This window comes from Enterovibrio makurazakiensis, from assembly GCF_050336585.1.
Taxonomy (GTDB): Bacteria; Pseudomonadota; Gammaproteobacteria; order Enterobacterales; family Vibrionaceae; genus Enterovibrio; species Enterovibrio gelatinilyticus.
This window is the reverse complement of record NZ_JAKJSE010000017.1, coordinates 94099-111413: the sequence shown is the minus strand read 5'-3', so window position 1 is coordinate 111413 and position 17315 is coordinate 94099. Positions and strand designations below refer to the sequence as shown.

General features: G+C 44.0%; 9 protein-coding genes. 6 read left to right on the top strand and 3 right to left on the bottom strand.

The window, feature by feature from the left end; genetic code table 11:
* The first annotated feature begins 13 nt into the window (after positions 1-13).
* From L4D06_RS13945 to L4D06_RS13930, 4 genes are all read left to right on the top strand, one after another.
* Entirely contained in the window at positions 14-4867 is a 4854-nt protein-coding gene (locus L4D06_RS13945) for an HAD-IIIC family phosphatase (RefSeq protein ID WP_429740035.1), read from the top strand.
* A gap of 17 nt (positions 4868-4884) precedes the next feature.
* A complete protein-coding gene (locus tag L4D06_RS13940; protein WP_429740033.1) occupies positions 4885-5655 on the top strand; it encodes a thioesterase II family protein in 771 nt (256 codons plus the stop codon).
* 76 nt (positions 5656-5731) lie between these two features.
* Positions 5732-7285 (top strand): pyridoxal-dependent decarboxylase, encoded by a 1554-nt coding sequence (locus L4D06_RS13935; RefSeq protein ID WP_429740032.1) that lies wholly within the window; start codon positions 5732-5734, stop codon positions 7283-7285.
* A gap of 25 nt (positions 7286-7310) precedes the next feature.
* Positions 7311-8048, top strand: coding sequence for a 4'-phosphopantetheinyl transferase family protein (locus tag L4D06_RS13930; protein WP_429740030.1), 738 nt, complete (start codon positions 7311-7313; stop codon positions 8046-8048).
* 460 nt (positions 8049-8508) lie between these two features.
* Here the strand turns inward: L4D06_RS13930 and L4D06_RS13925 are convergent, their stop codons facing one another.
* Positions 8509-9708 (bottom strand): acetate/propionate family kinase, encoded by a 1200-nt coding sequence (locus tag L4D06_RS13925; RefSeq protein ID WP_429740029.1) that lies wholly within the window; start codon positions 9706-9708, stop codon positions 8509-8511.
* 243 nt (positions 9709-9951) lie between these two features.
* Positions 9952-10413, bottom strand: a complete 462-nt coding sequence (locus L4D06_RS13920; RefSeq protein ID WP_274164311.1) for a TetR/AcrR family transcriptional regulator — start codon at positions 10411-10413, stop codon at positions 9952-9954.
* 454 nt (positions 10414-10867) lie between these two features.
* Between L4D06_RS13920 and L4D06_RS13915 the strand changes: the two genes are divergently transcribed.
* Both L4D06_RS13915 and L4D06_RS13910 read left to right on the top strand, forming a co-directional pair.
* Complete coding sequence (locus L4D06_RS13915; protein WP_429740027.1) at positions 10868-12514, top strand: AMP-binding protein; 1647 nt, start codon at positions 10868-10870, stop codon at positions 12512-12514.
* A 199-nt stretch (positions 12515-12713) separates the two neighbouring features.
* Positions 12714-13010, top strand: a complete 297-nt coding sequence (locus tag L4D06_RS13910) for a DUF406 family protein (protein ID WP_274164313.1) — start codon at positions 12714-12716, stop codon at positions 13008-13010.
* A gap of 112 nt (positions 13011-13122) precedes the next feature.
* Here L4D06_RS13910 and L4D06_RS13905 read toward each other — a convergent pair whose 3' ends face one another.
* A complete protein-coding gene (locus tag L4D06_RS13905; RefSeq protein ID WP_429740025.1) occupies positions 13123-17175 on the bottom strand; it encodes a hybrid sensor histidine kinase/response regulator in 4053 nt (1350 codons plus the stop codon).
* Positions 17176-17315 lie beyond the last annotated feature (140 nt).

The following is a 17315-nucleotide window of genomic DNA, read 5'->3' as shown; positions in this document are numbered from 1 at the left end:
TTAAAGGATAGTTATGAATATTGCGCAACACATTGAACAATGGCGAAAAGCAGGGATAGTGCTATTCGTCAAGGATGGGAAATTGGGTGCTCGGTCTAAACCGGGTGCCATGACGCCAGACATTTCACAACACATAAAGGCGAATAAAGACGCCATCATTCTGTTCTTAGAGCAACTTGATACAGAGAAGTTACTGTCTTTTGACGCTTCCGATGAGCTGCATGCCGTCGCATCTTTTGCACAGCAACGTTTCTGGTTGCTTCATCAAATTACAGGGGGTAGCCCTCACCACAATATGGCGTTTACACTCCCACTGGCCAGCGATACACAACTGCCCTTGGTTAAAGAGGCGATAAGCATTTTGGTCTCGCGACACGCCAGCCTTCGGACATATTTCTTCACCGAGGAAGATACGCTGTTCCAAAAGATTGATGATCATTGTGTCCCAGGGCTAACCATCAGAACAGTGAGTCATGACACTGCGCTTTTTTCAGCCGTGAATGCTCACCATCAAACCACGTTTGACTTATGTCAGGCTCCGCTCATCAACTTGGCATTGTTTAAATCTGACGAAGGTCGAATCCTACTCTCGGTAGTCATGCATCATGCCATCGGGGATGACTGGTCAACGGCAATCCTCGGCAAAGAGTTTTTGGCAGCCTACCAAGCATTGGAGAACAATCGTCCTCCTGCCCTGCCTGAGATTAAGCATACATATGCCGACTACGCGCGCTGGCAACACAAAACGTTTTTTGACAATGGAAAGCCCTCAAAAAGGCTTCAAGAGCATCTTAATTTTTGGCGACATGAGCTGGCAGATGCGCCGCGTGCGATACGGTTCCCCGTGGATGAACAAGCAGACAATTATCAATCCTATCAGGGTGAAAGAGCGACCCTCACCGTTCCCGATGCGTTAAGTCTCAAAGTGCGTAATTACGCAAAGCAAAACGGGGTCAGCATGTTTGAGTTAATGCTGGCGTCACTCAGTGCATTGATGTTTAAGTGGGCAAACACGCACGATGTTGTCATTGGCTCTGTCGAAGCAGGAAGAGAGCAGCAAGAAGTGATCAATATGATTGGCTGCTTTATCAACTTTCTGGCCATACGCACGCAATACCAAAACGATGACACTCTCGCTTCACTGCTTAAAAATGTACAAACTACGTTTAGTAAAATACGAAAGCATCAAACGTGTCCCTTTGATTTTATTGTTAATGAAATCAACCCAGCACGAGGCGGCAAAAGTCCTCTCTATAACGTTTCTCTTCGTTATCAAAACATCCAGTTGCTGGACACTTCATCCATCAATGGCGATACCGCACTGGACGATCTTTTGCCGGATGCCGTTAACGCTCAACTCGACCTAATGTTTTCGTTTATTGATATTGGCGAGAGTACCGCGTTGTGTGTGGACTACAACACAGCGATGTTTGAGCCAACGTTGGCGAAGGCTCTCCTTGAGGACTACTGGAAGATCATTCTCACTTTCGTCGATAGCGACAACACGACAATCAGTAACCTCGCGCTAAGCAATAAATTACTGGCCTACTCAGAGCCATCAACCTATCTTCTGGGTAATTTTTCCGTTGAACCGATGCAACCTTCACTCGCGTTTTGGCACGATAAACTCGATTTTGTGCATCAATGGAAATTTGGACCTTTCAATCAGATACAACAAGAGTTGCTAAACCTAAATAGCGCGTTGTACTCAGACTTGACGGCAAACAGTGCCATTTTACTTAATTGGGAGAGCTGGCTCGTGGGCGGCCAACCGCTAGAGTTTGCTCAAACACAGAGCAGGCAGCTTCTCCAAATCATCACCCAGCAGGCAAAGCACTTAAAGCCTTGTCATATTGTATTTGGCCCACTGTCATCAAAGGTGGCTGAGGCATACAGTCAGCAGATTGCTGAGCTCGAAAACGAGTTCGTCAGCCAATTGGCACACATTAGTCACGTTTCGGTCACCCCAAATTCAACGTTATCAGCGTTATATCCTGTCAATAATGCGTTTGATGAAGACAGTTTCAAGTCTGCCAACATCGCCTACACACCCGAAGGCTATGCAGCGCTTTCAACGTCTATCATTCGAACCTTGTACCGTCCGAAAAAAGAACAAACCAAAGTTCTGGTTTTAGATTGTGACAATACACTCTGGCAAGGTGTTGTTGGAGAGGTTGGCGCAGAAAAACTTGCGGTCACCGAACCGTTTAAAGCGATTCAAACACTGGCATTATCGCTGAAAAAGAAAGGTGTTCTACTCGCTTTATGCAGCAAGAACGAAGAAATGGACGTGTGGAATGCCTTTGACCACACACCCGACATGCTTCTGGTCAAAGAGGACATTACCACTACCCGAATTAACTGGGCATCTAAGTCCGAAAACATCCGCGCTATCGCGGCTGAACTCAACCTTGGTTTAGACAGTTTTGTATTTATTGATGACGACCCAGTGCAGTGTGCTGAAGTCACCGCAAACTGCCCAGAAGTTCACGTTCTACAAAGACCTAGGCTGGAAGCTATTTCAGAATGGCTCACTCATTTGTGGGTGTTTGATGCTGCATTGGATGACGATGTCGCATCGGATCGCACGACACAATACAAACAAAATCAGAAACGAAGCAGATTTAAAGCAACGACAAAATCCTTCATGGAATATCTCGAGTCTTTGAACACAGATATTTCCTTCTCTCCTATCGAAGAGGGGAACCTGCCCCGTGTATCGGAGTTGAGTCTTAGAACTAACCAGTTTAACACCAGCTTACGACGGTATGACGAAATAACATTGTCACGACGTTTTGCAAACAATCAACTTCAAGGGTTTGTTGTCAGAGTCTCCGACATATTTGGCGATCTTGGCATTGTTGGTGCTGTTATTTGGGAGAAACAAGACACCCAAATTAGCCTGGACAGTTTTCTGCTTAGTTGCCGTGCAATGGGCCGCGGCGTTGAACATAAGATGATGGCGTATTTTGGCGTAATGGCGGGCAACAACCCCTGCATTATTCCCGTTGAAATTGGGGAGCGTAATACCCCAGCGCGGAACTTCCTAACGAACATCGGCGTCTATCCCGAATCAACAGAGATCAGCGGAGACACCCTCGCACAAATTGAGTTCGATGCAACCAAAGCATCGAGTAAGGCTTCAACAACGCCTAAGATCACCAACGAAAATCAAAACGTAAAGGAATCAAAACTCCCCCTCTCTTCTTGGTCTGCAAGTGCCCTTCATTTCGACATGGCTAAAATTGTTGAAGCAAGCGGAACTCGCGCATCGGCGTTGGGGACATCCAAAACGTATGTTGCGCCAACAACAGAAATCCAAAAAATGTTGTGCGACGAAATCGCGGCTTTGCTACGAATGCCAAAAGTGGGGCTAAAGGATAACTTCTTCTCTTTGGGGGGAAATTCAATTCAAGCCGTACAACTTCAATCCACCTTTACCAAAAAAGGCATAAGCTTCGCGTTACCTCTTTTGTTCGGCGAACACGATATAGAATCTCTGGCAGTGAGTATTAGAGATGACTCGAACCAGAACATTCTGCCGTCGGCTACGCACAATGTTGCCTACGATATCGGCTTCAATGATCACTGGCTATTCAAGCGGCCGCAGCGTAACCACTGGAACATATCTGAACTTTTTGTCGTAAGAGAAAACTTTGATCCAATCAATGCCAGAAAGGCAGTCGTTGCCATTCTTCAACATCATGAGGGCCTTCGACGTATTTGGCGACACAAGGATGGGATTTGGAGCCAGCTATATCAACCATTGGAAGAAATGAAAGACTGGTGGCTTGAATACGATTTCTCACATCTAAATTGTATGGCTCAGACCACTGAACTAGAGCAAGTTTGCACATTGCTGCAAAAGCGATTAGATATTGGAAAACAGCTGTTTTACGTTGTCAGGTTTAAACTAGGCGATGAAACGCCTGGCAGGATACTTCTCGTTTTTCATCACCTTATTGTTGATGGTTATTCACTGGGTGTGCTCAAAGAAGATCTTATGTTGGCATATGGTCAACTAACAGCAAGGAAGCCGATTGTACTCCCAAATACACAAACGCAACTCAATCAGTTTATTGACTGTCAGCTAGAAGTCGCTAAGTCATATGCACCTGAGTATATCGATGACTGGCTGAGTAAAGACTGGGATAAATGCAATAATATCGATAGCTTATCGCTTAACAATGAAAGCGAACACAAACTTGTAGAGCCTGAATTGATTTCCACCCTATTCGATGAGGAACTCACTAACTTATTGGACAGCTCGCTTCAAGATTCTCAGTTCGATATTGAAACTCTTGTGATAGGCGCCCTGTCTCTGGCTTACGAGAACTGGACAGAGGGAAACAAAGCCTTCCTCTGTATCACGCGTAACAACAGAGCGCACGAAGGTTTCAACTTAAGCCGTACTGTGGGTTGGATTTCTCGATACGATTTCGTATACCTCGACCAACCGCTGTCTCACTCCATTGAAGACTACCTTCGCGTCGTATCAAAGCAGATTATAGAGGCTGAAAAACCAAGTCAGGCGATGCAATACGCAAGATTCAACGACCCTCAACTAGCAAATAAGATATCAACAATTCCAGAGCACAATGTTGAATTTAACTACGTGCCAAAAACTAACGCGGTAGAAGGCACACAAGACAATATAGCTCCAGAATATAAAGGGAAGGAAGAAGGCTTGCATCCATCTAGATTTGCGCCTTTTGGAAAACTGAGCTCGGAAAATGGCAAGTTAACCTTAGTGTGGGGATACAGCCCTGCCATGTATTCCAGTGAGGACATTCGCTTGTTCTCTTCACTACATATTCAACAAATTAGAAAACTCGCAAGAACGCTGCTTGATGGCAGCCATAAGTGATAAAGAAGGAGAATCGCTTGAAATCAGTCAACGCAGGGACGCTAACAAACAGTGATTGGTTTGTTATTCCATCACCAAATGCCAACGCGACAATGAGATTGGTTTGCTTCCCTTATGCGGGGGGAAGCGCAGCTAACTATCAAAGCTGGGTTAAACGACTCCCCGAATTCGTAGAGCTCGTCATTGTGCAACCTCCAGGGAGAGCATCAAGATTGTTAGAGCCAGCCATTTCAACAATGCCTGAAATGATGAAAGCACTACTGCCATTTGAATGCGAACTTACCGAGAAGCCTTACGTATTGCTTGGGCACAGTTTAGGGAGTCGAATAGCGTTCCAGTTTGCAATCGAAGTCATTCAAAGAGGGGGAACGCCTCCTCTGCATTTTATTGCCTCCGGAAGCCGCGCGCCTCATACCCCAAAACTCAGCGAGCGGATTTGCGACCTGCCTGATGACGTATTTCTTGAGAAAATAGAGGCAATGAACGGCACACCAGTAGAAGTCATGCAAAACAAAGAATTGATGTCATTACTGCTGCCAATGTTAAAAGCCGATTTTACCATTGCGGATAACTACATCGCTACCAAAGAAGCTTTACCCTGCTCTATCACTGCATTTTCAGGCGACTCTGATACGCAAGTTACCAAGGAACAATTGATTTCTTGGTCAGACCTATCGACACGTGATTTTAATTACGCATATTTTGATGGCGGGCATTTCTTCATTAATTCGGATTATAAAAACGTTACAAATCTCGTTAGTGAAATTTTAGAAAAAGTCCATTTTTGAACAAAATTGATAAACACATAAAAACCTACAAATCAAATAAAAAGCCATTGTATTAAATTAGCCATTTAGGATCGACATGAACAATAAGTACACCCAATTATTTGAGCCTAAAACAAACTTAGATAGAATAAAAAACAAAGATAACTCATCAACTCAGTTAATCCAAGATTTCGCTCATCTTGAAAAAAGTTTACTTGACCAAGCTCAAATTGGTGTAGAGGACTACCTCCAATTTCTAGATAATGACGTCATACCTTTTACTATCGATGTGTCGTCACCACGATATATTGGCCACATGACCTCCAGACTTCCCAACTTTATTCCTGAGATAGCCAAAATTATCACAAGAATGAACCAAAATGTGGTGAAAGTCGAAACATCAAACATTCTGACAAAGTTAGAAAGACAGGTGCTGTACACATTTCATAAACTGTTTTTTGATTTACATTCATCTTGTTACCCAAGCAATATTCATGATGAAGCTTCAGTCTATGGAACGATCACCAGCAGTGGTAGCATTGCTAATATGACCGCAATGCTTTATGCAAGAAACAGAAAGCTCATTGAGTTAGGCATAACAAAATCCGAATTAAAGAAAAAGGGATTTCATAAGTGTCTTCAATTACTAGGGTTTAAGGAAGCCGTTATTGTTGGAACTCGGCTAATGCACTACTCATTCAAGAAATCCGCCAATATACTAGGCATTGGCGAGGATGGAATACTGTATGTAGACACAGACGACAATAATCGTATGTGTGTTGAGGATTTAAAGTCAAAACTCGAGACATGTAAAAAAGAGAATGTCTTCGTGATATCGTTGGTCGGGATAGCAGGTGCGACAGAGACTGGCACAATTGACCCTCTTCATTCTCTTCGTGAAATTTCAAACTCATATGGTATTCACTTCCATGTTGATGCAGCCTGGGGTGGCGGATTTATATTTTCCGACAAGTACAAACATAAGTTCTCAGGCATTCACTCATCAGACTCCATCACTTTTTGCGCACATAAACTGTTATATTCAGCTCAAGGAGCAAGTATGTGCTTATTCAGAAACATGAATGATGCAGACTGTTATTCAACTACTGCAAGCTATCAGTCACAACCTGGAAGCTTAGATCTAGGTCAATTTTCTTTAGAAGGATCGCGCGCAGCTAATTCACTTCTTATTCACGCTCTACTTAGGATTGTCGGAAAAGAAGGCTACTCTTATCTCATAGAAAAGTCGATGCAGAATACCGAACACTTAAAAAACACGATAAAATCAGAAGTATCTTTCCAATTATTAAAATCATGTGATTTAAATATCGTAAATTTTAGGTATATACCTTCCAGATTAAAAAACATTTGCCTTTCAGAAAGTGACAATGCTGAAATCAACAAAATTAATGAGAAGATACAGGAGAGGCTATTTAATTTGAATGGCTGTTTTGTATCAAAAACTTCGCTCACTGAGCATAATATTTCGAAAGAGCCAATTACTGTTTTCAGGGTCGTCATATCTAATCCACTAACCACTACCGAGGACATCGACAGAGTCATTACGGCCATATTAAATGCTGCTAATGTTTTTGATCAGGAAAGCAAAGCCAACAATGTCGACCATTTTGTCGAGGAAAGTGCTGTGTGAGTTCATCGTTCATTTTAGAACGCACATGAAGATAGTCTTCAAGAAGGAAACAGGAAGAGAACAATCAAAAATGAGTGAGCGTCTAATTGAAGAAATAGGTCTTTTTCAGGAGCATCGAGATATTGGGGTTGAAGTATGGTGGTGTCGATTTAACAGCCATCATCTAACCCAAAATCTGGGTTGCTCACTGAATATAGATATACCCGATGACATACGCCGTTCAGTACCAAAACGGCAAGCAGAATATATGGCCGGGCGAATTCTTGCGCGACAAGCCTTAGCCTCTATAGGTTCAAATTCTACTGAGGTCATACGAAACGTGGACAGGACACCAGGATTCCCTAAAGGCATTTCTGGTTCGATTTCACACACTCGTGATCAAGCATTGTGTGCAGTAACAAGTAATAATGCTATCAACTTCCTGGGCGTTGATATCGAAGATCTCTTATGCCACAAAACAGCAGACAACCTCTCCCGCCACATCATGAATACAAGAGAAGTGAAGTTTCTTGACGAGTGTAAGCTGTCTTTTAGGCAGTTTGCGACTCTCGTATTTTCGGCAAAAGAAAGCGTCTATAAAGCTATTTACCCCTATATCAAAGATGTTATTGGTTTTGAAACGTCAAAGGTAATTGGAATTAGCGAGAATCATATTGAATTAGCATTAGATGAGAGAATTGGAAAGCAACTACCTCAGTACTCGACATTTGAATGCCAGTTCACCATGACAGAGAGTCAAATCATTACACTTGTTGCCCAATAAGCCTTGAGTATATTCAAACACTAACGCTGATGTTAGACGACGCCATATTAAAAATCTATAAAGCTAATCCCTAACGCTTTTATGTCGCCGGCTTTTCATCAGCTAAAGCGGAGAAGCCAATGTTTTTCGCTATCGCGTATTTTCCAAATTTATATTTTTACGTAAAAAAGTCTAACCTTGATGAATCCACGTAGTAGACGTCATCTGTTTTTAACTAGTGATGCCAGTTAGTATCTCAGACCAACAATAACGTTAATGGCCCCAGCTTTATGAACTAATATCTACTTATGTATATTCCGTATACCCACGTTAGCATTCATTCAGGAAATATCTCTGCTTAAAAATATATTTGAATGCTTCGTTTTCTAATTTTCTGCTTCACAAGTTGCTCTCTTATTTAATGCAAAAAAGCCGCTGACTCTCATCAGCGGCTTTTCGTACTCTATTCAGCTATTGTGGATTAGTTAGCAAACCCAGCAGCTTGTGAGGCAATCACAAACTCTTCATTGGTTGGCACAACGATCGCGACCGCGCCCATCATTTCTGATTTAGCGATGATGCCACCGTTACCGAAACGTGCAGTTTCGTTGCCTGCTTCGTCTTCGACAAAGCCCAGCAGTTTCAGATTACTCAGGATCTGACGACGGATAGGCAACGAGTTTTCACCAATACCACCGGTGAAAATAATCGCATCTAGGCTGTCTAACGGGATCAAGTATGAGCCGATGTATTTGGCAACACGGTAAGTGAACACTTCAAACGCCAGTTTCGCGCCTTCGTGACCATTTTCCATCGCTTCCAAAATGCCGCGTGCATCTGAAGTCAGGCCTGATACACCCAAGAAACCCGATTTCTTGTTCAGTGCTTCAAACACTTGCTCTTGGCTCCAGCCTTTTTTCAGCAGGAACTCAATGATGCCAGGGTCTAGGTCACCACAACGCGTGCCCATCATCAAACCAGAAAGCGGAGTAAAGCCCATTGAGGTATCAACAGACTGACCGTTGCGTACAGCACACACTGAAGCACCATTGCCCAAGTGAACAGAAATGAAATTTGCTTCATCAATGTTCTTGTCCAATTGCTTCGCAGCTTCACGGCTAACGAAGAAGTGACTTGTGCCGTGGAAGCCGTAGCGGCGAATACCGTATTCTTTGTAAAGCTCGTTAGAGATTGCGCCGGTGAAGGCTTTCTCAGGCATGGTTTGGTGGAATGCAGTATCAAACACCGCCACTTGTGGCAGGCTTGGGAATGCTTTCATTGCGGCACGAATGCCCATGACGTTCGCTGGGTTGTGCAGCGGAGCTAGGTCGCTCAGTGCATCAATCTCTGCCACAACGCTTTCATCAAGCAGGGTTGCAGTAGCAAATTTCTCGCCACCGTGCACAACACGGTGACCAATAGCAACCAGTCGACTACCCACATCCATGCTTTCGACCAATTCAACGATGAGACCCACCGCTTTTTCGTGGTGGCTACCACCTTGCTCAAGCATAACTTCTTGCTTGTCTTGTCCTTCGCGCTTCCAGCTAATACGCGCATCGTCAAGGCCGAAGCACTCACCAAGGCCAGATAACATCGCCTCGCCGGTTTGTGCATCCATCAATGCGAATTTAAGAGAGGAACTGCCTGCGTTCAGGACGAGTACTAGTGAATTGCTCATGAAAAATCTCGTTGGCAAATGGGTGATACGGAACATTCAGAATCCCCATTATTCAATTATTTTTGAGCTACTCAACTTTTATTTGAACGATTAATTGTTTTTTAGCCTTTTACTGTCTCAGATCAACAATGAGTGCATTTCTCGTAAAAAAACACCGCATTAATAAAGACAGATGAACAAAAAACGCCCACTCGGGACGCCTTTTAAAAGCAGTGTTCTCGCGGTTTATCGCAGAAGAAACCGTCACGCCATGGTAAGAAGTGATTTACCCAGTAACCACTCAAATTCTTTTTCGAATTCTTCACCATATCGATTGCAGCAAACATCATGCAGCTTCTGACTCGCGTGACTTGTGAACTCGACGGCATTCTCTGACGAAACAGTGTGCAGGAAAAAGAGACGAAGTACCGCGGTAAAACGATTATCCGAACGAAGTGCTGTCAACCAGCTTTCGATAAAGGTTCTTTTGTCACCCTCAAGATCGAGTCGATCGATCAATATTCCAAGCAGCCTATCATCGAGCCGAGTGATGAAATCGGTCTTTTTGGGAAAATGATGGCTGATCCCTGTGCGTGATATGCCCGTCTGCTGGCTAAGCGTCGTGTATGACATCTTGTCATACCCCAACGTGACCAGTTGATCGACTACAGCATCTAGTATCAAGCGAATGGTGATTTCCGTGTCTTCTTTGCTTCTCTTTGGCATCGTTATATCCCTGTTTCATGGCTTCTGTAACTCATAAGAAACCAAGACATTGCGACGATTGCCGCGAGCGCTTTTAATATTGATGTCGCTTTACTGTATGTCTTGATTCTGCATCACACAAAAGAGTTACCGACCACCAACCCTTAAGCTAACGATCTTAAAGATAGTACATGTGTCTATTTTTTGAGTGAAAGTAAGCCAAAATTCCGAGAAGCGTGAAATGGGTTAGATTTGTCGAAATACCAATCACTCGATCCTGTAACGTACTGAAAGCAAAATGCTATTGTTACACTTAAAAATAGCATTCAAAGCATTGAGCGTTACCTACATCAAAATTTGAACAAGCGTTTGAATGAATCACTTGACGTTGGCGCAACAAAATCCTTAATTTAACACTTCGATAACATAGAATTATAACTATCACTCTATTCCCTACAGCTATACGGGGTCCTTTATGGCTCAATTAAAACCTTACCAACAAGCACTGCGCTGGGCTGAAGAACGCCCTAATGAGATTTTTCTCCGCCAGATCATTAATCGCCAGTTCACGGACTTCACGTATTCTGATGTCGTCGACCAAGCCTTAAGAATGGTGTCGGCGTTAAGGGGAATGGGATTGGAGCCTGGTGACAAAGTCGGGCTTATCTCTAAGAACTGTGCCGAATGGTTTATCACTGATCTTGCACTAATGCTTGGAAGCTATGTCAGCGTTCCTATTTTTCCTACCGCAGGCAGCGACACCATTGGACATTGTATTGACCACTCAGAAGCCAAATTGTTATTTGTGGGCAAGCTGGATGACACTAAGGCGTTAAAAGAGACGCTAGAAACCCGCAGTAAGCTACCGACCATAGCGCTTCCCTATCCAACGATTCATTGCGGTTATGACTGGGGGGATTTGATTGCGCAACATAGCCGTGCTGAAGTAAACCCTGACCACAAAGATGATGACCTGATGTCGATTGTTTACACATCAGGAACATCAGGCTTACCGAAAGGCGCCATGCTCACCCACGGCGCATTTGCTTGGTCATCTCAGCAACTGATCAATCACATTGGCATGAAGGACGGAGAGCGACTCTTTTCCTATTTGCCTCTCGCTCACATCACTGAGCGCGTATACATTCTCGGTACTGCTTTGCTCTCAGGTATTTGCACCGCCTTCCCTGAGTCTTTAGACACGTTTATTGATGACGTGAAAATGCATCGCCCGACTATGTTTATCTCGGTGCCTCGATTGTGGACACTCTTCCAGCAACGCATTCAACAAAAACTTCCACCAGCCAAGCTGAATCTGTTGCTTAAAATCCCCGTCGTATCAGGGCTTATTAAGAAGAAGATCGCACAGAATTTGGGCTTAGACCAAGCCCGCGTATTAGGTTGTGGCTCGGCCCCCGTTTCTGCTGCGCTACTAGATTGGTACGAAAAGCTTGGTCTGCACATTACCGAGGCTTGGGGCATGACAGAAGCCTTTGCCTATACCACGCTAAATTACCCGTTTAGAGCTGACAAAATCGGCACGGTGGGTAATGCGGGCCCTGGCATTGAACTGCGCATTGCAGCAGATGGTGAAATCTTGGCAAAAAGTCAGGGGCTTTTTGCTGGGTATTATAAAAACCCAGAAGCGACCGCCGAAACGATTATCGACGGTTGGCTTCACACAGGCGACATCGGCGATATTGATGAGGATGGCTACCTAACCATCCAAGGGCGCAAGAATGATACATTCAAAACAGCCAAGGGTAAGTTTGTTAGCCCTGTTCCGATTGAAAAGCGTTTATTTGAGCTAAGTAACGTAGAAATGATGTGTTTGGTGGGATCAGGTATGCCAGGCCCAATTCTGCTTGCACTTCCGCATCAGTTTCCGAACTTTGATCGTGAACGCTATGAACGCCGAGTGACGCATGTGATTGAGACGATCAACAAAGAATTGGAATCACACGCGAAAATCAAAGGTGTATTGATGATTAAGGAAGCGTGGAGCATTGAAAACGGCTTACTAACACCTACGCTGAAAATTCGTCGCCACTTACTTGAGAAGCAATATCACGATATTGGTGCCAGTTGGCCCTCGGATAAATTGGTACAATGGGAAGACTAACAACTCACCATTGTTAAACATCAATAAGTTGAACGGGCCAGTCGGCCCGTTTTTTATTTTTCGAGGCAAACATTCGTCTAATTTTTACTTTCTCTTTCTGCTGAAAAAACCCTACAAAATGAACTGTCATGTGTAGTAATATTACGTAAAACCTATCAGGTGATGACGATACTCATCCCTAACATCGAGAGAGTGATCAATGAGCCAGGAAGAAATTCAAGTATGTGATGCTTGCGGTGTAACCGCTGAAATGGGTTACGTGATCAGCGAAGGTGACGACGTTGCTGAAGTCGAAATCTTTGCAACAAATAAAGCTGCTGCCCTTGCTGAATTTGGTGCATACCTTGCACTAGCAAAAGAAGTCAATGACGCAGTGATTCACGATCTCGATGAAGAGGCGGAGTTTTCTCACAACCCATTGAATGTCAGACTTAAGTTTGAATGTAGTGCTGAGAAACTTATCTTCGAACTGCGTAGTCGTTCTCTGACAAAATAGGCAATATTGGCGTGTAGTCGACACGTCAGATAGCCAGTGAAACAGACATAAGAAAGGCCGAAAATGTCACCATTTGCGGCCTTTTATTTCATCTAACTGAACACATTGTCTTTTAAAACAACGTAGGTGTATCTTCCTCTTCATCGACACCTAAAGTTTCCAATACAATCTCAAGCTTTTTCGCAGCAACCTCATATTCAAACTTACGAATAGCATCTTCAACAGACTCAAGATCGACATTCATACTCTTCGAGCTTTCTTTGATCCCTGAAATAAAATCAACGGCTTGCGTGTCAAAATTGTTTAGTAGGATTTTCAGTTGCTCCAGTTCGATGCGAAACTCTCTCGGCGTATAACCAGCAAAAGTTGCTTGTTCTTCGACCTTGTTCTCTTTCTCAACGGGTATGTAAGTTTTAATTTCTTTCAGGCACGTTTCTATTTTGTCTAAGAGCACCGGATCCATTTTAAGATCAGAGCCCGACTGATCTTCCAATGTACCAGCAATCACCGCTAATCCCTTCGCGGAAACGTTAGCTGCCGCGCCCTTTAATGAATGCGCAAACATTTCAACGTCTTCTCGGTTTCCATCACTCAACGCTTGTCGAATTTTGTCTATCACCGCCAGTTTAGTTTCGGTAAACGCACCAATCACCTTCCAATATGCTTTGGCGTTGCCACCGATACGTTGTATGCCTTCATTTGCATCCAACACTAATGGGTCGATATCACCCAATTCTGTATTGATTTCAACCGTTTCAGGTTTAGGCGCATTCATCACAACTGACGTTTTGACTGTTTCTTTTGATGCAGATGTCCAACGACGGATAGCAGATATCAACTCATCAACATCGATTGGCTTAGAAACATGGTCATTCATACCCGCTTCTTTACATTGCTTAACGTCTCGCTCCATTGCATTGGCTGTCATTGCCACGATGGGCATATCAGCAAGAGAATCTATCTCTCGGATTTTCTTAGTCGCTGTCACACCATCCATCACTGGCATTTGCATGTCCATGAGCACAATATCAAACCGTTGCTCTTGCACCATATCGAGCGCAATCTGGCCATTGTCAGCAACTTCAATGGATGGGTTAAATTGTTCCAGTATCCCTTTGGCGACTTCTTGGTTAATCATGTTGTCTTCCACCAGCAAGATATTCAAGCCAGTGAAATCAATATCTTCAGAGATTTCGTCATGAGCATCTCGGCTGCTGAGAAGTTTCAGCTCCTCTTGCCCAAACGCTTCCATTAGTGCATCGAATAACGAAGATGGGTTAATCGGTTTCACCAAGGAGGCATCAAATATGTTTTGGATGTCATCCCCAATCAACCCAGCATCCTCGCCATAAGCGCTGGCTAAAATCACCTTCGGCGTTTTCTTAACGTCTAACGCTTGGATCTGTAATGTCGCTTCGTCGCCGTTAATGCCTGGCATCTTCCAGTCCATCACCACCACGTCAAAACCATCATTACTTTCATCGGCGGATTGCACTTCAAATACCGCTTCTTCACCATTTGACACCGCAGCGACACGCAAATCCAAATTATCTAGTAGCGCATACATGATGTCTCGAGAGGCTTGGTTGTCATCCACCACCAGCACGCGCTTGTCATTAAGAACCGTGGTTCTCGCGACTTGCTCTTTGATACTGGCTTCACTGCGACCACAGCGAATAGTGAATGAGAATGTTGAACCATGGCCTGGTTCACTTTCGACCCATATACGTCCACCCATCAATTCGACAAAGCTCTTAGAGATGGTTAAACCCAATCCCGTACCACCATATTTACGGGTGATAGAACCATCAGCCTGAGAAAACGATTGGAACAGTCGGCTCAACTGCTCTTCAGACATACCAATGCCTGAGTCTTGAATATCGAACTGAACTTCAACAAGCTCATCACATTCGGAGATTTTTTTCGCCCGTATGATAATTTCGCCGCTATCAGTAAACTTAACGGAGTTACCCGTCAAATTAATGATAATTTGACCCAAGCGCAGTGGGTCACCCACCAAATCATCGGGCAAATCGGGATCAATATCGAATATCAATTCCAAATCTTTTTCTTTCGCTTTTACCGAAATAATATTGCTGATGTTGTCCAGAACTTCACTGAAACGGAAGCCAATGTGTTCGACGGAAAGTTTCCCAGCTTCAATTTTCGAAAAGTCCAAAATGTCATTGATGATGCCTAATAGAGACTTACCCGCTTTCTCTATATTGCCAACATAGTTACGCTGCTTATCATTCAAATCTGTTAATAACGCAAGATGTGACATCCCTAATATGGCATTCATTGGCGTACGGATTTCATGGCTCATGTTGGCAAGAAACTCGCCTTTGGCTTTACTGGCTTCGTTGGCCTGATCTTTCGCGGAGATCAGATCCGATTCCAAGCGTTTTTGCGTTGTCACATCAACAAACAGCCCGACAATACCTAAAGGCTCACCATCACTGCCAAAGTATGTGGCTTCGTATACCGTCAATATGCGTATATCACCGCTGGGGTTGGGCAATTCGATGTCATAAACACTCGACCCTGGATTCTCTAGCAATGCACTTTCTTTTTCGTGGAACATGCTCGCTACATCACTCGGGAACAGTTCACTCGGCGCTTTATCCACCACATCGACATAAAACAATCCGAGGAAGTCAGTGAACGCATCGTTCACGCCAATGTAGATGCCATCGGTATTCCTAAAATAGGTAGGGTTAGGAATCGCATTAATAATTTGTTGGTTGAGCTTGAGTTGTTCAGATACCCGCTTCTCGGCTTCTAGCTGAAGTTCGGAGTTAATCGTAAGCTGTATACCTACCGCCAAGTCTTCCTGCGCTTCCAGCAACCAATCAATTTCCTGATCGGTGAACGAACGGGTTGAACCTAATTCAAGCACACCGACCATATCGTTGTTAACCACAAGTGGCATGAAGTACATCTCTTCCAAGCGCAACTCACCTGCTGGCAACATCAATGAGAACTTGTCTTTCTCATTACGAATTCGTAGAAATTCTTTCGTTAACATAATGGTGCGATGGAAAGACACTGACTCCACGTCCATCTCTTTAGTGGTTTCGTCGGTCCCCACGCCACCCACTAAGTGAAGCTTTTCGTTTCGTTGAACATAAATAGCCACGTACGGCAATTCAAGGCGTTGCGAGTAAAAGTTTGCGACTTGTAAACCCAGATCTTTGGTATCTGAGCAGCCACGGATGAGATCAGAAAACGCTTTAATCTGGCGACTAAATTCAAAACGTTGTGCGATTTCGCCCAACACCTCATTCTGTGCTGCTGCGAGATCTTTCAGCTCACCTTGGCTTTCTACATCGAGTTTGAATTCAAACTGCTTGTCACGCACTTTGCTTACAATCACACGACGAATGTTGTCTAGCGGTTTAAGGAAGCGATACCACAGCAATACGGTAGAAAGGCCAACGGTCAGTATCAACAAGAAGGACATGGAGGCCGCCACGCCGTCCATATTGCTACGTTGCTGAATGAGATTGTCCAACTTGTCGCGTGTCGTTCTGTTAATGATGTCGTAGAAAGCACCAATCGGCCCCATGACTTTATTTTTTTCATGGATATATTCAGGGCCAAACAACATTTCTTGAGCCTGTTTACGATCAGGAATAACACGCTCAAAACCTCGTGCAGTTCGCTTTTTGCCTTGAACAATGTCCATCGCCGCTTGTTCAATCGCGATGAGTTCTTGTGATCGCGAAAGCGCTTGAGTCAAAAATGACATATGCGCTTCGCTAATACCTGACTCACGCAAACGGCTCAACAAAGAAGGATAGTCGGGACGAATTGGGACGGCTGGCGCTTGTACTTCGTAGTTTGGGTCTGACAGTTGTGCCCAGTAGTCGAAATTATAACTTTCTGGCAGCGGCAAGTAGCCTTCTCGAACCGCGTTGACATTTTCAAATAGATATCGCCAGCGCACATTTGACGTCACCGAATAGTTACGTGCAAATTGCGTGAGTAAATCTGAACTGTTCTTGAGTTCGGTGGCAAGTTTGAATTGTTGGTGTCGTTGTTCGTAAAGCAAATTTATTTCTTTGGACAATACCTCCGAACGGAGATTTGCAAAAATTATAAGCACACCAAGAAGGAGAATAAATCCCATCAATGCAAAGAATATGTGGCGAATCGATCTCATTTTGTCTCCAAGATTCTCGAATTGGTGACACTACCTCAAGTAAGCGTAGACCCCGACTCGCTGTTGATAAAGTGAGAAAAAGCAAAAGCCTGATTGCACTTAGAGATGGATCACGTCATAAATGAACATCGCATTCATGA